This window comes from Halomonas sp. MCCC 1A11062, from assembly GCF_021404355.1.
GTDB classification, from domain to species: domain Bacteria; phylum Pseudomonadota; class Gammaproteobacteria; order Pseudomonadales; family Halomonadaceae; genus Halomonas; species Halomonas aerodenitrificans.
The window spans coordinates 23,188-40,327 of record NZ_JABFTW010000004.1; the positions used below are offsets into that span (position 1 = coordinate 23,188).

The following is a 17,140-nucleotide window of genomic DNA, read 5'->3' on the forward strand; positions in this document are numbered from 1 at the left end:
TGTGTTCGGCTGCAGATAACGGTTATTAGCTTTTCCACTAGGGTTTGCTTGGGTTTCTTCCGAAGATTTTGCTGGCGGGGTGGATTTTTACTCCAGCTTGGTGGAAAGTTTAATCAACACTCATGGTTTTTCATCGTCTGATTCGAGGAGGCTGTCATGCCGAGCCGTCCCTTGGTGGGGGTCATCGCCTGTCGTCGCGATGTCGAAGGGCATCCCGCCCATGTGGTGACCGACAAGTACCTGAGTGCGCTGCGCGCATACGGCATGGCGCCGGTAGTGCTGCCGGTGTGGCAGGACGCTGTCGACGGCGATCTGCTCGGCCACTTGGATGGCTTGCTGCTCACCGGCAGCTACTCCAACGTCGAGCCCGCGCGCTATGGCGCCAAGCGGGCGCCGGAAAACACCCACGACGACCTGCATCGCGACGCCGCCGCCCTGGCCTGGATACCCGCCGCCGTGGCGCGGGGCCTGCCGCTGCTGGGCATCTGTCGAGGATTTCAGGAGATCAACGTGGCCTATGGCGGCACTCTGCATCAGGCGGTGCAGAACGTGCCCGGCCTTGCCGACCACCGCGAGCCGGAAGCCGACTACGCCACTCGCTACGCACCGGCCCACGACATCGAGATCGTGCCTGGCGGCCGCCTGGCAGCGCTGCATCCCGAGCCCCATGCGCGGGTCAATTCACTGCACCAGCAGGGCATCGATCGCTTGGGCGACGGGCTTGCCGTGGAGGCCCGTGCACCGGACGGCCTGATCGAAGCGGTGTCGGTGGCCGCGGCGCCGGGGTTTGCCCTGGCCGTACAGTGGCATCCCGAATGGCAGCCGCGGGAACATCCGCTGTACGACGCCCTGTTCACGGGCCTTGCCGCCGCCTGCCGCGAACACTGCGGCACGCGCTCTCTGGCACTGACGAGCTAATCGGGGGAGCCATGTATACCGAGACCTACCGTCAGTTGGATCGGGACCACCATCTGCACCCCTTCACCGACTTCAAGGCGCTGGGGGAAGAGGGCAGTCGCATCGTCACCCACGCCGAGGGTGTTTATATCCATGACAGCGAGGGCAACCGCATCCTCGACGCCATGGCCGGGCTGTGGTGTGTCAATCTGGGCTACGGCCGCGAGGAGCTGGTCGCGGCGGCCACCGCGCAGCTGCGTGAGCTGCCTTACTACAACAACTTCTTCAAGAGCACTCATCCGCCGGCGGTGAAGCTGGCCGAGATGCTGTGCCGGTTGGCGCCGGCGCACATGAACCGGGTGTTCTTCACCGGCTCGGGCTCCGAGGCCAACGACACGGTATTGCGCATGGTACGCCGCTACTGGGCGCTGGAAGGCAAGCCCGACAAGCAATGGGTCATCGCCCGCGAGAACGCCTACCACGGCTCCACCGTAGCCGGCCTGAGCCTCGGCGGCATGGCGCCGATGCATGCCCAGGGCGGCCCCCTGGTACCCAAGATCGCCCATGTGCGGCAGCCCTATTGGTTTGGTGAGGGGCGCGATACCAGCCCGGAAGCGTTCGGCCGCGAGTGCGCCGCGGCCCTGGAGGCGAAGATTCTGGAACTCGGCGAGGAGAACGTCGCCGCCTTCATCGCCGAGCCGGTGCAGGGCGCGGGTGGCGCCATCATCCCGCCGCAAAGCTACTGGCCGGCCGTCAAGGAGGTGCTGGCCAGGTACGACATCCTGCTGGTAGTGGACGAGGTGATCTGCGGCTTCGGCCGGCTGGGGGAGTGGTTCGCCAGCATCCACTACGATTTGAAACCCGATCTGATGCCCATCGCCAAGGGGCTCTCGTCCGGCTACCTGCCGATCGGCGGCGTGCTGGTGGGCGACCGCGTCGCCGAGACCCTGATCGAGCGCGGCGGCGAGTTCTTCCACGGTTTCACCTACTCGGGGCATCCGGTGTGCGCTGCCGTGGCGCTGAAGAATCTCGAGCTGATGCAGGCCGAGGGCATCGTCGAGCGGGTGCGTGACGACGTGGGCCCCTATCTCGCCGAGCGCTGGGCCACCCTGGCCGATCACCCCCTGGTGGGCGAGGTGCGTTCGCTGGGGTTGATCGGTGCGCTGGAGCTGATCGACCCGGCCACCGGCGAGCGTTTTCCCAAGTCGCTCGCTGCCGGCACCCTGTGCCGCGACATCTGCTTCGATCATGGCCTGGTGATGCGCTCGGTGGGTGATACGATGATCATTTCGCCGCCGCTGGTCATTACCCGCGCCGAGATCGATGAGCTGGTCCGCCTGGCCTGGGAGGCGCTGGACGAGACCGCGAGGCGACTGGCCGCACGCGAACAGGCGGATGGTCCAGCCATCATGATCCAGCCATCAATAGAGGAGTCCCGATCGTGAGCCGTACGCCAACCCCCCGCACCCTGGCCGACTGGCAGGCCCGGGCCGCCGAGCTTTCTTTCGAGGCCCGCGCCTTTATCGACGACACCTTCGTCGCTGCCGAGAGCGGTGACACCTTCGAATCGCGCAACCCGGCCACCGGCGAGCTCCTCGCTCAGGTGGCCAGCTGCGACGAGCCCGATGCCGCGCGTGCCGCGGCGGTGGCGCGCCGGGCCTTTGCCGACGGCGCCTGGTCGCGCCTGGCGCCGGGCAAGCGCAAGAAGACCTTGCTGCGCCTGGCCGATCTGATGGAGGCCAACAAGCACGAACTGGCGCTGATCGACACCCTCGACATGGGCAAGCCCATCTCGAGCTCGTTGGGCGACATGAATGGTGCCATCGCCTGCATCCGCTACCAGGCCGAGTGCATCGACAAGCTCTACGGCGAGGTGGCGCCCACCGGCGATGAGACCCTGGCCCTGGTGCTGCGCGAGCCCATCGGCGTGGTGGCGGCCATCGTGCCGTGGAACTTCCCGCTGATGATGACCGCCTGGAAGATCGCCCCGGCGCTGGCCGCCGGCAACAGCGTGATCCTCAAGCCCTCGGAGAAGTCGCCGCTGTCGGCGCTGCGCCTGGCGCAGTTGGCCAAGGAGGCGGGCATCCCGCGCGGGGTGTTCCAGGTGCTGCCGGGCTTCGGCCACACCGTGGGCAAGGCTCTGGCGCTCTCCATGGAGGTCGACTGCCTGGCCTTCACCGGCTCCACCGCGGTGGGCAAGCAGCTGATGCAGTACGCCGGGCAGTCCAACCTCAAGCGGGTTTATCTCGAGTGCGGCGGCAAGTCGCCCAACATCGTCTTCGCTGACTGCAAGGACCTCGACCAGGTGGCCAGCCACGCCGCCGCGGCGATCTTCCACAACCAGGGCGAAGTGTGCATCGCCGGCTCCCGGCTGCTGGTGGAGAACACGATTCGCGACGACTTCGTCGAGCGCGTATTGAAAGCCGCCGAGAACATGCAGCCCGGCGACCCGCTCGATCCCGAGAGCTTCATGGGCGCCATCGTCGACGAGGCCCAGCATCGCCGCATCCTCGACTACATCCGCCAGGGCGTGGAAGAGGGCGCGCGGCTGCGCACCGGCGGCAAGGCCATCGACGGCCCGGGGCTGTTCATCCCGCCCACGGTGTTCGACGGCGTTACCCCGCAGATGACCATCGGCCGCGAGGAGATCTTCGGCCCGGTGCTGGCGGTGTTCGGCTTCGACACGGAAGAGGAGGCGGTGGCCATGGCCAACGACACGCCCTACGGCCTGGCGGCGGGGCTGTGGAGCCAGGACATCGACCGCATCATGCGCGTGACGCGGCGGCTGCAGTCGGGTCAGGTGTTCGTCAACAACTGGGCCGGGGGCGACCAGACCATGCCCTTCGGTGGGGTCAAGCAGTCGGGCAACGGCCGTGACAAGTCGCTGCACAGCCTGGAGGAGTATTCCGAATTGAAGAGTGTGTGGATGTCGCTTTCATTTTGAGGGCTCACTACGAGAGGGCCTCGACACCACCTTTTAGAGAATCCTCGACTTGCCGGCTCCCCATGCCTGGGGCGCCGGCTTTTTTTCGCGTCTCATATTTATGCGTGTCAAATCGACTGCTGGCGGGACACCAGGGCCACGTGATCGAGGAACAGGCGGAACAGCTGCGACTGGCTGGACACCTCCAAGCGCTGGTAGATGTGCTTTCGGTGTACCTTGACCGTGCCGTCGCTGATATCGAGCTCCCGGGCGGCCGATTTCGTCGAATGGCCGGCCAGCAGCAGGCGCACGATCTCCTGCTCCCTTGCGGTCAGCACCGCAGCGCCGAAGCTGGCAAGTGCGGCTTCCACCGGCTCCTGCTCCGCCAGGCGCTGCTGGAATTTGCCTCCCTGCCATTTCCAGTACTCGTTCAGCAGCGCTTCCAGCATGGGAGAGAGGTGGCGCAAGGCCTGCAGGGCGCGGCGGGTCAACGGCGGCGACTTCGTGCCGAAGCCCAGCGACACGGCGATCACCACCTCCGCGTCGACTCGGCAGAAGATGCCGACTTCATCCGCCAGGCCGAGAGCGCGGTAGTAGTGGTCATAGTACTCGCTGGCTTCGAAGCGATCCGGGGCGAGTTCGCGCAGGCGATGGGCGCCATGATCCAGGCCATCGCTCACCGCCGTGAAGAAGGGGTCGAGCAGATAGGCCTTGCTCAGGTAGCGCTCGATGCCCTGCTCATGGCGATGCGGTGGGTAGTTGTCATGGATCAGCAGCGGTCGTCGACGGCCGCGATAGGCATTGATAAGCACCGTATCGTGACCCACCTGCTCGCGCAGCGCTTGGTCGAGCCTGGCAGGGAAATCGGGGGCCGCTGCCGTACGCAGCAGGCGAGCCAGCTGTTGATGCCAGGCATGGCTTTCGGGGCGGGCAAGGAAGTCGAGCATGGGTAGGTGCGTCAGTAGTGCCGAGCTTTCACGATAGCATGACCCTGCGTTGATACCTGCATGTCGGCAGTTGCAAGAAACCGATATGAGCGCAAGCCGTGACAAGGCGCACGGTTTTGGGGAGACTTCGGGTCTATCCCCTTGATGCTGCAGCAGGAGAATACCCTTTGACCGACCTCGTCACGCTGCTGGCCTCGCTGCCCCTTGGCTACGCCATGGCGCTCACGGCGCTGGTGACGTTCCTGCTCGCCTTCGGTCTGGCCGGCTGGCTCGCCGCCCGGCGCCAGCGTGTCGAGGCGGTGCGGCACGAAACCGCTTTGACCGACTTTCGCGAGCGACTGGCCGAGCGTGAGAAGCAGCTCGATGACGCAAAACACAGGCTCGGCGAGGTGCAGGTGAGCGAAGCACGGCTGGCCACTACCCTGGAGCAGAAACAGCAGCACTTCGAAGCCCAGCTTGCTTTGTTGCGCGACAGTCGCGAGCAGCTGCGCCAGGAGTTCGAGAACCTGGCCAACGAGATTCTCGAGCGCAAGGGGCGTGCCTTCTCCGAGCTTTCCCAGCAGCGCATCAGCGGTCTGCTACAGCCGATCCAGGCCGAGATGAAGGGCTTTCGCGAGAAGGTCGAGACAATTCACCGCCACGACACCGAGCAGCGTGCCGGGCTGCGTACCGAGCTGCGCCACCTGCAGACGCTCAACCGCGAGATCACCGATCAGGCCGAGCGCCTGACACAGGCGTTGCAGGGGCAGAAGAAGGTGCAGGGCAACTGGGGCGAGCTGATGCTGGAGAACGTGCTGGAGGGTTCCGGGCTGCGTCCCGGCAAGGATTACCAGCGCGAGGTGAGCTTTACCACGGCGGAGGGTCGGCGCCGGCCCGACGCGGTGGTCTATCTGCCTCAGGGACGCCACCTGGTGATCGATGCCAAGACCTCGCTTGCCGCTTATGTGCGCTACGTCAACGCCGAGGACGAGGTGGAGAGAGGGCAGGCCCTGGCGGCTCATGCCAAGGCAGTGGGTGAGCGCATCGCCGAGTTGGCCGACAAGCAGTACTACGACCTGCCGGGCCTCAACTCGCCGGATGTGGTGATCATGTTCATCCCGGTGGAGTCGGCTTACGTAGAAGCGCTCAAGCACGACGAGACCCTTTACCAGCGGGCCATCGAGCACAATGTGCTGGTGGCCACTCCCACCACGCTGCTGACCAGCCTCAACGTGGTGCGTCAGTTGTGGCGCTTCGAGGACCAGAGCCGCCACAGCGCTGAGCTGGCCAATCGCGCCGAGCGCTTCTACAACAAGCTGCGGCTGTTTCTCGAAAGCATGCAGGAGGTGCAGGCGAAGCTCGACGGCGCTCGCGACAGTTACGATCGTGCCATGGGGCAACTGGTCAACGGACGCGGCAACTTGATCAAGCAGGCTGCCGAATTCCAGGAGCTGGGAGTGGCGGTGAAGAAGGAGCTGCCCGCCGAGCTGGTCGAGCGGGCCGGCCTCGAGCTCGAGACTGCGCGCCCCCGCCAGGCGCTGCCGGACGGGGGCGGACGAGGCTAGGGGTTCCCAGCCAAGTGGGGGCCTAGAAGTTGGCCCACTCCGGCTGGCGCTCCGCGGTGGCAAGCTGCAGCTGGCGCATGATGGGCCGGGGCGCCGTAAGCATCTCGCCGTGCGGCACACTTTGGCCATCGGCGCGAGCAGTGCTCGGCAGTTGGAAGGCGGCCATGGCGTTCATCAGCTGACGGGCATGCTGGCGCAGATTGTCGGCTGCCGTGGCGCTCTCTCCCACCAGCGTGGCGTTCTGCTGGGTGACCCTGTCCATCTCGGCCACGGCCGTGCCGGCTTCCTGCACGCCGGCACTCTGCTCGACGCTGGCTTGACTGATTTCCCGCATCAACTGGCTGACTCTCGCGATGGCTTCGACGATCTCTTCGGTGGCCTGACGCGCCTCGGCAGCTCGAGCGTTACCGCTCTTCACGCGTTCCACGTTACTGGTGATGAGTTCGTTGATCTCGCTGGCGGCGTCGGCGCTCTTCTGAGCCAGCTTGCGGACCTCGGCGGCGACCACGGCGAAGCCGCGGCCATGCTCGCCGGCGCGTGCCGCCTCCACCGAGGCGTTGAGCGCCAGGATGTTGGTTTGAAACGCGATGTCGTCGATGGTCGAGATGATGCTGGCGATCTCTCCGGCGCTCTTGTCGAGCTCGTTCATGGTAGCCGTCATCTGTTCTACCGCCACGCCACCCTGGCGTGCCGTGTGCGAGGCATTCTCGGCCTCACGGCTGGCCTGACCTGCATTCTCGCTGTTCTGCACCACGGTGCCGTTCAACTCTTCCATCGCCGAGGCGGTCTGGGTCAGGGCGCTGGCCTGCTGCTGGGTGCGCGAGGCGAGGTCGGTGTTGCCCTCGGCGATCTGCTCGCTGTTGCTGGCCACGGCTTCGGCAGCGCCGCGAACCTGGGTCACGATGGCCTGCAGCTGACGCGCCATTTCCACCTGCGATGCCATGATGCTGTTGCGGTCACCGCTGCGCAGTCGGCCGCTGGTGGCCAGTTCGCCGCGGCCGATCGCCTCGGCGAAGGCTTTCACCTCGTGGGGCTCGGCGCCGAGCTCGCGCAGTAGCTGGCGAGCCAGCAGGTAGGCGATGGTGCCCCCTGCCGCCAAGGCCGCCAGGCACAGGGCCAGCATCAGCATCTGGAAGCCGGAGGCGGTGTCGCGGGCCAGTGCAGTATCGGCTGCGCTCTCGGCTTCCTGGTGGTCGATGAAGTCGTTGATGCGGTCGAGCCAGGAAAAGAAGGCCGGGCCGGCCTCGCTCAGCAGGATTTCCCGTGCGCCGACGATGTCACTCTGTGCGCGACGCTCCATTACCTGGGCCGCCAGTCGTTGCGTCGTATCGGCCTGGCGCTCGATGGCCGCCAGCAGCTCGCGTTCGCGGGAGGAGGCGCTGAGCTGAATGGCGGTCGTCATGCCGCTGGCGGCGCGCTGGTAGTCGTCGGCCAGCGTACGGTAGTCGCGCTCGAGGGTTGCCAGTGCGGCGGGTGATTCGACCAGGGTCATGTCGCGCAGCAGGATCGCGCGGTCATGCACGCTGCCGCGCCAGTCGATGGCGTGGCGCTGCTTGGTGCCATTGACGTCGTTGATGGTGGTGAGGCTGTGATCGATACGGTTCACCTGCACGATACCGATGGCGGTGAGCAGTACGATCAAGGCGAGCACGGCGGAGAATCCAACGAACAGGCGACTACGTATCCCCAGGCGGGCGAGGCTGGCCGAGAGTCCCATGGCATGCATTCCTTATTCTGGTTTTGAGCCACTCCCGGTGGAAGCGAGAGTGGAAGACATGCGAATCTTAAAACTTGTACAATGACTGTACAAATGAATTTAATTTTAGCCTGCCGTCGAAAAAAGCACTGCTTGGGCTACCGATCTGCTAGCTGTGGCGTGTAGAAAGCAGGATTTGGGAGCGTGAGGTCGCGTTTCGGCCGCGAAAAGTTGTACAAAACCCTGAGGAAGGAGAAACCCTATGTTCGATATCTTTCGGCGAGATCCCACCAAACGACTGCAAAAGGCCTATGAGCGCAAGCTCGAGGAGGCGATGCTGGCGTCCCGCAACGGTGACATGCGCGCCAACGCGGCGCTGACGGAGCAGGCCGAGGCCCTGCGCTTGGAGATCGAGCGTTTGAAGCGCGGTTGATTCAGAAGGTCCGGGCCGGGGTGCAGCAGCTCACCAGACGACAGGGCTCGCTGCCGGGATTGCGGAAGCGGTGGGGCACGTTGGTGTCGAAGTAATAGGCTTCGCCCGGGCCGAGCAGGCGGGTTTCGGGGCCGATGGTGATCTCTATCGTGCCCTCCAGCACCACGCCGGCTTCCTCGCCCTGGTGGGCGATCATCTCGCGCCCGGTATCGGCGCCGGGCGGGTAGGTCTCGATCATGAACGCCAGCGCCCGACTGGCTCGGTTGGCGCCGACCAGCTTGTAGACGACCTCGCCGCTGCCCACGTCGGCCAGCTCGTCGGCGCCGTAGAAGACCTGGTCGCGGCTCTCCATGTCCATGGTGAAGAAGTCGCCCACGCTGATGGGGATGGCATCGAGGATCTTCTTCAGCGAGCTGACCGAAGGGCTCACCTTGCCCTGTTCGATCAGCGACAGGCTGGAATGGGTGACTCCGCAGCGCTTGGCCAGCTCGCGCTGGGAAATGCCGCGCAGGGTGCGCAGGGCGCGCAGGCGTGCGCCGACGTCGTCCGACATGCCGATCTCCTAATCCCGCGGGCGGCGCCGAGGCGCCGCCCGCCATGCCTCAGCAGAGGGCGTCGAGCCTCTGCCTGAGCAGCTCGTTGACCTGTTGCGGATTGGCGGTCCCGCGCGAGGCCTTCATCACCTGGCCGACGAAGTAACCGATCATCTTGCCGCGCTTGTCCGGCTCGGCGTCGCGATACTGGGCCACCTGGGCCGGGCTGTCGGCGATCACCTGATCGATCATCGCCTCGATGGCGCCGGTGTCGGTGACCTGCTTGAGCCCCTGGGCCTCGATGATGTCGTCGGCACTGGCGCCCTGGCCGTTCCACAGTGCCTGGAATACCTGCTTGGCGGCCTTGCCGTTGATGGTGTCGTCGATCACGCGAGCTACCAGTTCACCTAGCTGACGAGCCGATACGGGGCTATTGGCGATCGAGAGATTCTCACGATTCAAGGCACCTGCAAGCTCACCCTGCACCCAGTTGGCGGCCTGCTTGGCATCCCGGCAGACGTCTTTCACTTCTTCGAAATAGTCCGCCATCTCGCGGGTGGCGGAAAGCACGCTGGCATCGTAGGCCGAGAGGCCCAGCTCGTTCTCGAAGCGGGCGCGCTTCTCGGCCGGCAGCTCCGGCAGGTTGTCGCGCAGATGGTCGATATAGGCCTTGTCGAGCACTACCGGCAGCAGGTCGGGGCAGGGGAAGTAGCGATAGTCGTTGGCTTCCTCCTTGGTGCGCATGCTGCGGGTCTCGTCACGCTCGGGGTCGAACAGGCGCGTCTCCTGCACCACCTTGCCGCCATCCTCGAGCAGCTCGATCTGCCGCTCCACCTCGAAGGCGATGGCGCGCTCGACGAAGCGGAACGAGTTGACGTTCTTGATCTCGGCCCGGGTGCCGAAGGCTTCCTGGCCCTTGGGCCGAACCGAGACGTTGACGTCGCAGCGCATCGAGCCCTCGGCCATGTTGCCGTCGGAGATGCCGAGGTAGGTGACGATGGAGTGGATCGCCTTGAGATAGGCGGCGGCCTCTTTCGCCGAACGCATGTCAGGCTCGGAGACGATTTCCAGCAGCGGCGTGCCGGCGCGGTTGAGGTCAACGCCGGTCATGCCGTGGAAGTCCTCGTGCAGCGACTTGCCGGCATCCTCCTCCAGGTGTGCGTGGTGCACGCGAATCGGCTTGGTGGTGCCGTCCTCGAGGGTGATCTCGACCTCTCCGGCGCCGACGATGGGCTGGTACATCTGGCTGGTCTGGTAGCCCTTGGGCAGGTCGGGGTAGAAGTAGTTCTTGCGGTCGAACACCGACACTTCGGGGATCTCGGCGTGAATCGCCAGGCCGAACTTGACCGCCATGGCCACGGCTGCCTCGTTGAGCACCGGCAGCACGCCCGGCAGTCCCAGGTCGACGGCGCAGGCCTGGGTGTTGGGCTCGGCGCCGAAGGCAGTGGAGGCGCCGGAAAAGATCTTCGAGCGAGTGGCGAGCTGGACGTGAACCTCCAGCCCGATCACGGTTTCCCATTGCATCAGGTGTTCTCCTCGGCGAGCGCGGGGCGTTGACGGTGCCAGTCGGTGGCCAGCTGGAACTGGTGGGCGACGTTGAGCAGCCGCGACTCGGTGAAATGGCTGCCGAGGATCTGCAGCCCCACCGGGCGCTTGCCGGCGAAGCCGGCCGGCACGCTCATGCCGGGGATCCCGGCGAGGTTGATGGCGATGGTGTAGATGTCCTGCAGGTACATCGACACCGGGTCCTTGTTGGCGCCGAGATCGAAGGCAGGGGTGGGCGAGGCGGGGCCCATCAGGACGTCGACCTCCTCGAAGGCGTCGAGGAAGTCCTGACGGATCAGCCGGCGCACTTGCTGGGCCTTCTTGTAGTAGGCGTCGAAGAAACCCTCGGAGAGGGTGTGGGTGCCGATCAGGATGCGGCGCTTGACCTCGTCGCCGAAGCCCTCGGCGCGGCTGCGCTTGTACAGATCGATCAGATCCACTGGGTTGGCGCAGCGATGGCCGAAGCGTACGCCGTCGTAACGCGACAGGTTCGACGAGGCTTCCGCCGGGGCGATGACGTAGTAGGCCGGAATCGCGTAGTGGGTGTGCGGCAGGCTCACCTCGCGCACGCTGGCGCCGAGCGCTTCGAAGACCTTGATCGCCTCGCGCACGGCAGCTTCCACCTGCGGATCGAGGCCGTCGCCGAAGTACTCGCTGGGCAGGCCGATCTTGAGGCCGGAAAGCGCAGTGCCGAGCTCTTCGGTGTAGTCGGGCACGCCGCGCTGCACGCAGGTGGAGTCGCGCAGGTCGTGGCCGGCCATGGCGTTGAGCAACAGGGCGCAGTCCTCGGCGCTACGGGCCATGGGGCCGGCCTGGTCGAGGCTCGAGGCGTAGGCGATCATGCCGTAGCGCGACACCCGGCCGTAGGTGGGCTTGAGCCCGGTGATGCCGCAGAAGGCCGCGGGCTGACGAATCGAGCCGCCGGTATCGGTGCCGATCGCGGCCGGCACCAAGCCCGCCGCCACAGCAGCGGCGCTGCCGCCGGACGATCCGCCCGGCACGGCGGTGAAGTCCCAGGGGTTCTTCACCGGGCCGTAGTGGCTGTTCTCGTTGGAGGAGCCCATGGCGAACTCATCCATGTTGGTCTTGCCCAGGCTGACGGTTCCGGCGGCTTTGAGCTTCTCGACCACGGTGGCGTCGTAGGGGGCGATGAAGCTGTCGAGCATCCGCGAGCCGGCGGTGGTCTTCACGTCCTGGGTGCAGAAGATGTCCTTCAGCGCCAGCGGCAGGCCGGTGAGCGTACCGGCCTTGCCCGCGGCACGGGCGGCGTCGGCGGCATCGGCGGCGGCCAGGGCCTGCTCGTGGGTGACGGTGATGAAGCTGTTCAGCTCGCCGTCGAGACGGTCGATACGGCCGAGCAGGTGCTGAGTCAGTTCGCGGCTGGAAAAGTCGCCGGCGTCGAGCGAACGGGTCAGTTCGGCAAGGGTCTTGTCATGCATGCGGCATGGCTCCATGAAAGCGTGCCGTTGAAAGAGAGGCGAATGCTGCGCCGATGGGCGCTGCCTGAATGGCGGCCGGGATCACTCGACGACGCGAGGAACCAGGTAGAGCCCGTTTTCCACGGCCGGAGCGCACTGCTGGAAGCGGCTGCGCTGGTCGCGCTCGGTGACTTCGTCGGCGCGCAGGCGCTGAGTGACGTCGAGCGGATGGGCCAGCGGGGCGACCCCTTCGGTGTCGAGTGCCTGGAGCATGTCGACCATCTCGAGAATACGGCCTAGGTCGTCCACGTAGCGGGCGGCCTCGTCGTCGGTCAGGCCGAGCCGGGCCAGATGAGCGGCCCGCTGCACGTCTGCGTGTTCAAGCGCCATGAGCTGAGTGTCCTCGCACGGATGGAGTGTTATGAACAGCGGGAAAAGGTACCATATTCGAGCCATGGCGGGCACTCTTCTCGCATCTGGAGCGGCCTATGTCGCTTGCTGCACTGAGGCGGCGATGATACCGTTTGCATCCGCACTGGTCCCGGTCTGCACTAGGTAACGACGTCCATGTTCAAACGCTTGAGGGGGCTGTTCTCCAGCGATCTTTCCATCGATCTGGGTACGGCCAATACACTGATTTACGTTCGCGGTCGCGGCATCGTGCTCGATGAGCCGTCCGTAGTGGCCATTCGCCAATCCGGTAACATGCGCAGCGTGGCCGCGGTGGGTGCCGATGCCAAGCGCATGTTGGGCCGCACGCCGGGCAACATCACTGCGATTCGCCCGATGAAGGACGGCGTGATTGCCGACTTCACCGTTACCGAGCAGATGCTCCAGCACTTCATTCGCAAGGTGCACCAGAGCACTTTCCTGACGCCGAGCCCGAGGGTGCTGGTCTGCGTACCCTGCATGTCGACCCAGGTCGAGCGCCGGGCGATCAAGGAGTCTGCGGAAGGGGCCGGTGCCCGTGAAGTGTTCCTGATCGAGGAACCCATGGCCGCTGCCATCGGCGCCGGCCTGCCGGTGGACGATGCCCAGGGCTCGATGGTGGTGGACATCGGTGGCGGTACCACCGAGATCGCCATCATTTCGCTGAACGGCGTGGTCTACTCCGAGTCGATCCGTGTCGGTGGCGACCGCTTCGACGAGGCGATCTCCGCCTACGTGCGCCGCCACTACGGCAGCCTGATCGGCGAGGCGACCGCCGAGCGTATCAAGGAAGAGATCGGTTGCGCCTACCCCGGCGGCGAGCTGCGCGAGATCGATGTGCGCGGCCGCAACCTGGCCGAGGGTATCCCGCGCAGCTTCACGCTGAACTCCCACGAGATCCTCGATGCCCTGCAGGAAACGCTCTCCTCGATCGTCGCCGCGGTCAAGAGCGCGCTGGAGCAGTCGCCGCCCGAGCTCGCCTCCGATATCGCCGAGCGCGGTCTGGTGCTGACCGGGGGTGGTGCCCTGCTGCGCGATCTGGACAAGCTGATCTCCGAGGAGACCGGGCTGCCGGTCATCGTCGCCGAGGATCCGCTGACCTGCGTGGCACGCGGGGGCGGCAAGGCGCTCGAGATGATCGACCGACACACCTTCGAGCTGCTCTCGAGCGACTGACGCCGCAAGGCCGTTTTCCAGTGCGAATCGACGTATGAACAGGTGCGGCCGGACGTGCCGCGCCCGGTGCGGGGGGAACGTCTATTAAACCGCTGTTCTCGCACGGTCATGTGCCTGGCTACCGCATGCTGCTGTGTGTGGTAGCCGCGTCTGCCTTGATGTTCGTCGATCATCGTTTCACCCGCATGGAAGAGGTGCGCGCTCAGCTCACCACCGTCGTGGCGCCAATTCATTGGCTCGTCGCGCTGCCCAGCGACGTGCTCACCTGGGGCTCGCTGGCGCTCTCCGAGCAGCGCGCGCTGGTGGAGGAGAACCGCCGCCTGCGTGAGCAGATCCTGCATCTGTCCCATCGGGTCCAGCACATGTCGAGCCTGACGGCCGAAAACGTGCGCCTGCGCGAGCTGCTGGGGGCCGCCGCTCGCCTGGAGGCTCCCTATATCACCGCCGAACTGCTCTCTCTCGACTCCGACCCGTTCACGCATCAGATGGTGATCGACCGCGGGCGTCGCAACGGGGTCTACGTGGGGCAGCCGGTATTGGATGCCTCGGGGCTGGTGGGGCAGGTGACGGCGGTGTCGGCCTATTCCAGCCGGGTGCTGATGGTGGCCGACGCCAGCCATGCGCTGCCGATCCAGATCAACCGTAACGGCCTGCGCTTCGTGCTGCAGGGCAGCGGCCAGTACGATGCCCTGAGAGTGATACACGTGCCGGATACGGCCGACATCCGCGAGGGCGACCTGTTGGTGACCTCCGGGCTGGCGGACCGCTTCCCGCCGGGCTATCCCGTGGCCAGGGTCACCGAGGTGGTCCACGACCCGGGGCAGCCCTTTGCCCGGGTGACGGCCGAGCCGGTCGCTCGTCTGCAGCGCTCCCGCCACTTCCTGCTGGTGTTCCCACCCGATCCGGCGCCGGTGCCTGACGACGAAATGTGGGATCTCGAACTGCCCGATGAGCTGGATGACGAAGCCATGCCGGAGGAGTCGAACTGATGGCGAGCGGATCGACCACGGCGCTGCCCTGGATTTGGCTCACCCTGCTGCTGGCGCTGTGCCTTCAGGTGATGCCGCTGGCCGAGGGCTGGCAGATCTGGCGACCGGACTGGCTGGGGCTGATGCTGATCTATTGGTGCATGGCCGCCCCCGCCCGAGTCGGGGTCTTTCACGGCTTCGTGCTCGGCATTCTGCTCGATCTCATCGAAGGCGCCCCGCTGGGCCAGAACGCCCTGACCCTGTCGCTGCTGGCCTTCCTCGCTGCACTGGTCTATCCACGGTTCCGCACCTACTCCCTGGTCCAGCAGGCGCTGCTGATCCTGGTGCTGCTGGGGCTCGTGCAACTGGTCGAGCAGTGGTTGCGTACCCTGTTCGGTCCCTTCTCGATGCACTTGGCCTTCCTGCTTCCGTCGCTCATCGGGGCGGCATTGTGGCCATGGCTGGCCACCATGTTCCAGGCCTTCGAGCGCCGGTTGGCCAGGCATGACTGAGGACCGGACCGGAGGGCACGAGGCAGCGGCCGTGCTGTGCCTGGCATCGGCCTCGCCGCGCCGCCGCGAACTGCTAGCCAGCATCGGCGTCGGCGTCGAGGTGCGGCCGGTGGATATCGATGAGACGCCGCTGCCTGGCGAGCTCGCCGAAGCCTATGTGGCACGCCTGGCCCGAGAGAAGGCATTGGCGGGCGGGCGGCAGTCGCGACTGCCGACGCTGGGTTCGGATACCGCCGTGGTCTGCGACGGGCGAATACTCGGCAAGCCAGCCGACAGGGCCGAGGCGGCGGCCATGCTGCGTCTGCTATCGGGGCGCGCCCACGAGGTACTCACCGCCGTGGCCGTGACGGGGCCGGCCGGATTGCTCGAGATCTGCGTGGCGACGCGGGTTTTCATGCGCGAGATTGGCGACAGCGAGATGGCGGCCTACTGGGCGACCGGTGAACCTGCCGACAAGGCGGGCGGCTATGCCATTCAGGGCTTGGCGTCGATCTTCGTCGAGCGCATCGAAGGCAGCCACTCTGCGGTGGTGGGGCTGCCCCTTTATGAAACGGCACAGTTGCTGGTACGACAGGACGTGCCGCTTTGGTGTGGTGCTGTCTAGCCGTATCACTATGTCATAATGCGGCTATTGAACTGGACAAGGATTTCCGCATGAGCGGCGAAGTACTGATCAACCTGACGCCGATGGAAACCCGCGTGGCGGTGGTGGAAAACGGCGTGCTGCAGGAGGCGCTGATCGAGCGTACGCGCCGACGTGGCATCGTCGGCAACATCTACAAGGGACGCGTGGTGCGGGTGCTCCCCGGCATGCAGGCGGCCTTCGTCGACATCGGCCTCGACCGTGCGGCCTTCATTCATGCCCATGAAGTGATGCCCCCCGGCACCCCACCGGAGGAGCAGGCCACGATTGGCCAGTTGCTCCACGAGGGGCAGGCGCTGGTCGTTCAGGTCACCAAGGACCCCATCGGCTCCAAGGGTGCACGCCTTACCACCCATCTGTCGGTTCCTTCGCGCTACCTGGTCTATATGCCCGACTCCCCGCACCACGGCGTGTCGCAGCGCATCGAGGACGAGCGTGAACGGGAGCGCCTGCGCGAGCTGCTCGAACTCTGCCAGCAGGAGCAGGAGATCGAGATCACCGGCGGCTTCATCGTGCGAACGGCGGCGGAGAACGTGGGCAAGGAGGAGCTCTTCTCCGACATGCACTTCCTGCTGAGGCTGTGGCGCAAGGTCAGCGAGCGCAAGGTGACCGCACCGGCACCCAGCGTGATCTACGACGATCTGCCGCTGTTCATTCGCACTCTGCGCGACCTGATGCGCGACGAGATCGAGAAGGTGCGCATCGATTCGCGGGAGAATTACCTCAAGCTGCTGGAGTTTGCCGAGGAGTTCATGCCCGACTCCACGGCACGCATCGAGTACTACCCCGGGGAGCGGCCCATCTTCGACCTCTATAGCGTCGAGGACGAGATCCAGAAGGCGCTGGGCCGCAAGGTACAGCTGAAATCGGGCGGCTACCTGGTGATCGACCCGACCGAGGCGATGACCACCATCGACGTCAATACCGGCGGCTACGTGGGGCATCGCAATCTCGAAGAGACCATCTTCAAGACCAATCTCGAGGCGGCCAACGCCATCGCCCGTCAGCTGCGGCTGCGCAACCTGGGCGGCATCATCATCATCGACTTCATCGACATGGAGGACCCGGAGCATCAGCGCCAGGTGCTGCGGGTACTGGAGAAGGCGCTGGAGCGCGATCACGCCAAGACCAAGTGCACCGGGGTCACCGAACTGGGGCTGGTGCAGTTGACCCGCAAGCGCACCCGGGAGAGCCTCGAGCAGACCCTGTGCGAGTCGTGTCCCACCTGCGGTGGGCGGGGCACCCTGAAGACAGCCGAGACGGTGTGCTACGAAATCTTTCGCGAGATCCTGCGCGAGGAGCGTGCCTACAACGCCGAAACCTACATGGTGCTGGCATCTCAGCCGGTGGTGGATCGGCTGCTCGATGAGGAGTCGGCGGCGGTTGCCGACCTGGAGGCCTTCATAGGCAAGACGATTCGTTTCCAGGTCGAGGCGCACTATTCCCAGGAGCAGTACGACATCGTGCTGATGTGAG

The 17,140-nt window shown here is 65.6% G+C and carries 16 protein-coding genes; 10 read left to right on the plus strand and 6 right to left on the minus strand.

The window, feature by feature from the left end:
* Positions 1-156: 156 nt before the first annotated feature.
* The 3 genes from HOP58_RS05515 to HOP58_RS05525 are packed head-to-tail and all read left to right on the plus strand — an operon-like array spanning position 157 to position 3,841.
* Entirely contained in the window at positions 157-918 is a 762-nt protein-coding gene (locus HOP58_RS05515) for a gamma-glutamyl-gamma-aminobutyrate hydrolase family protein (RefSeq protein WP_234259775.1), read from the plus strand.
* Between the two features lie 11 nt (positions 919-929).
* Positions 930-2,342 carry an aspartate aminotransferase family protein gene (locus HOP58_RS05520; RefSeq protein WP_234259776.1) on the plus strand — a complete coding sequence of 471 codons (1,413 nt, stop codon included), beginning with the start codon at positions 930-932 and terminating at the stop codon, positions 2,340-2,342.
* Positions 2,336-3,841, plus strand: coding sequence for an aldehyde dehydrogenase (locus HOP58_RS05525; RefSeq protein ID WP_234259900.1), 1,506 nt, complete (start codon positions 2,336-2,338; stop codon positions 3,839-3,841). Before HOP58_RS05520 ends, HOP58_RS05525 begins: the two co-directional genes overlap by 7 nt.
* A gap of 107 nt (positions 3,842-3,948) precedes the next feature.
* On the opposite strand, the gene HOP58_RS05530 is transcribed toward HOP58_RS05525, so the two are convergent.
* Positions 3,949-4,767: a helix-turn-helix transcriptional regulator gene (locus HOP58_RS05530; RefSeq protein WP_234259777.1), complete on the minus strand. Its 819-nt coding sequence runs from the start codon at positions 4,765-4,767 to the stop codon at positions 3,949-3,951.
* A gap of 167 nt (positions 4,768-4,934) precedes the next feature.
* Between HOP58_RS05530 and rmuC the strand changes: the two genes are divergently transcribed.
* Positions 4,935-6,311 (plus strand): DNA recombination protein RmuC, encoded by a 1,377-nt coding sequence (rmuC, locus tag HOP58_RS05535; protein ID WP_234259778.1) that lies wholly within the window; start codon positions 4,935-4,937, stop codon positions 6,309-6,311.
* 22 nt (positions 6,312-6,333) lie between these two features.
* Here rmuC and HOP58_RS05540 read toward each other — a convergent pair whose 3' ends face one another.
* The gene (locus tag HOP58_RS05540) at positions 6,334-8,028 is read right to left on the minus strand and encodes a methyl-accepting chemotaxis protein (protein WP_234259779.1); all 1,695 of its coding nucleotides are present in this window, start codon (positions 8,026-8,028) and stop codon (positions 6,334-6,336) included.
* A 241-nt stretch (positions 8,029-8,269) separates the two neighbouring features.
* On the opposite strand from HOP58_RS05540, the gene HOP58_RS05545 reads away from it, so the two are divergent.
* Positions 8,270-8,440, plus strand: a complete 171-nt coding sequence (locus tag HOP58_RS05545) for a DUF6435 family protein (RefSeq protein WP_010629200.1) — start codon at positions 8,270-8,272, stop codon at positions 8,438-8,440.
* A gap of 1 nt (position 8,441) precedes the next feature.
* On the opposite strand, the gene HOP58_RS05550 is transcribed toward HOP58_RS05545, so the two are convergent.
* The 4 genes from HOP58_RS05550 to gatC form a co-directional block, all read right to left on the minus strand.
* Positions 8,442-8,993, minus strand: a complete 552-nt coding sequence (locus HOP58_RS05550; protein ID WP_010629199.1) for a cupin domain-containing protein — start codon at positions 8,991-8,993, stop codon at positions 8,442-8,444.
* A gap of 49 nt (positions 8,994-9,042) precedes the next feature.
* Positions 9,043-10,497, minus strand: coding sequence for an Asp-tRNA(Asn)/Glu-tRNA(Gln) amidotransferase subunit GatB (gene gatB / locus HOP58_RS05555; RefSeq protein WP_234259780.1), 1,455 nt, complete (start codon positions 10,495-10,497; stop codon positions 9,043-9,045).
* Entirely contained in the window at positions 10,497-11,957 is a 1,461-nt protein-coding gene (gatA, locus tag HOP58_RS05560) for an Asp-tRNA(Asn)/Glu-tRNA(Gln) amidotransferase subunit GatA (protein ID WP_234259781.1), read from the minus strand. Before gatA ends, gatB begins: the two co-directional genes overlap by 1 nt.
* An 81-nt stretch (positions 11,958-12,038) precedes the next feature.
* Positions 12,039-12,326 (minus strand): Asp-tRNA(Asn)/Glu-tRNA(Gln) amidotransferase subunit GatC, encoded by a 288-nt coding sequence (gene gatC / locus HOP58_RS05565; protein WP_010629196.1) that lies wholly within the window; start codon positions 12,324-12,326, stop codon positions 12,039-12,041.
* 177 nt (positions 12,327-12,503) lie between these two features.
* On the opposite strand from gatC, the gene HOP58_RS05570 reads away from it, so the two are divergent.
* The 5 genes from HOP58_RS05570 to rng all read left to right on the plus strand — a co-directional run bounded on the left by HOP58_RS05570 (position 12,504) and on the right by rng (position 17,139).
* Positions 12,504-13,541, plus strand: coding sequence for a rod shape-determining protein (locus tag HOP58_RS05570; protein WP_010629195.1), 1,038 nt, complete (start codon positions 12,504-12,506; stop codon positions 13,539-13,541).
* A 110-nt stretch (positions 13,542-13,651) separates the two neighbouring features.
* On the plus strand, positions 13,652-14,530 hold the full coding sequence (mreC, locus tag HOP58_RS05575) for a rod shape-determining protein MreC (RefSeq protein ID WP_035591499.1): 879 nt from the start codon (positions 13,652-13,654) through the stop codon (positions 14,528-14,530).
* Positions 14,530-15,021 carry a rod shape-determining protein MreD gene (mreD, locus tag HOP58_RS05580; RefSeq protein ID WP_010629193.1) on the plus strand — a complete coding sequence of 164 codons (492 nt, stop codon included), beginning with the start codon at positions 14,530-14,532 and terminating at the stop codon, positions 15,019-15,021. The genes mreC and mreD overlap by 1 nt, the downstream gene beginning before the upstream one ends.
* A complete protein-coding gene (locus HOP58_RS05585; protein ID WP_051004665.1) occupies positions 15,014-15,625 on the plus strand; it encodes a Maf family protein in 612 nt (203 codons plus the stop codon). The genes mreD and HOP58_RS05585 overlap by 8 nt, the downstream gene beginning before the upstream one ends.
* Before the next feature lie 50 nt (positions 15,626-15,675).
* Positions 15,676-17,139, plus strand: coding sequence for a ribonuclease G (rng, locus tag HOP58_RS05590; protein ID WP_010629191.1), 1,464 nt, complete (start codon positions 15,676-15,678; stop codon positions 17,137-17,139).
* The last annotated feature ends 1 nt before the right edge of the window (position 17,140 follow it).

Bases quoted from the DNA above. Each gene is read 5' to 3' on its own strand.
- HOP58_RS05515 (WP_234259775.1), top strand. From the start codon at position 157: ATGCCGAGCCGTCCCTTGGTGGGGGTCATCGCCTGTCGTCGCGATGTC.
- HOP58_RS05520 (WP_234259776.1), top strand. From the start codon at position 930: ATGTATACCGAGACCTACCGTCAGTTGGATCGGGACCACCATCTGCAC.
- HOP58_RS05530 (WP_234259777.1), bottom strand. From the start codon at position 4,767: ATGCTCGACTTCCTTGCCCGCCCCGAAAGCCATGCCTGGCATCAACAG.
- HOP58_RS05540 (WP_234259779.1), bottom strand. From the start codon at position 8,028: ATGGGACTCTCGGCCAGCCTCGCCCGCCTGGGGATACGTAGTCGCCTG.
- HOP58_RS05545 (WP_010629200.1), top strand. From the start codon at position 8,270: ATGTTCGATATCTTTCGGCGAGATCCCACCAAACGACTGCAAAAGGCC.
- HOP58_RS05550 (WP_010629199.1), bottom strand. From the start codon at position 8,993: ATGTCGGACGACGTCGGCGCACGCCTGCGCGCCCTGCGCACCCTGCGC.
- gatB (WP_234259780.1), bottom strand. From the start codon at position 10,497: ATGCAATGGGAAACCGTGATCGGGCTGGAGGTTCACGTCCAGCTCGCC.
- gatA (WP_234259781.1), bottom strand. From the start codon at position 11,957: ATGCATGACAAGACCCTTGCCGAACTGACCCGTTCGCTCGACGCCGGC.
- gatC (WP_010629196.1), bottom strand. From the start codon at position 12,326: ATGGCGCTTGAACACGCAGACGTGCAGCGGGCCGCTCATCTGGCCCGG.
- HOP58_RS05570 (WP_010629195.1), top strand. From the start codon at position 12,504: ATGTTCAAACGCTTGAGGGGGCTGTTCTCCAGCGATCTTTCCATCGAT.
- mreD (WP_010629193.1), top strand. From the start codon at position 14,530: ATGGCGAGCGGATCGACCACGGCGCTGCCCTGGATTTGGCTCACCCTG.
- HOP58_RS05585 (WP_051004665.1), top strand. From the start codon at position 15,014: ATGACTGAGGACCGGACCGGAGGGCACGAGGCAGCGGCCGTGCTGTGC.
- rng (WP_010629191.1), top strand. From the start codon at position 15,676: ATGAGCGGCGAAGTACTGATCAACCTGACGCCGATGGAAACCCGCGTG.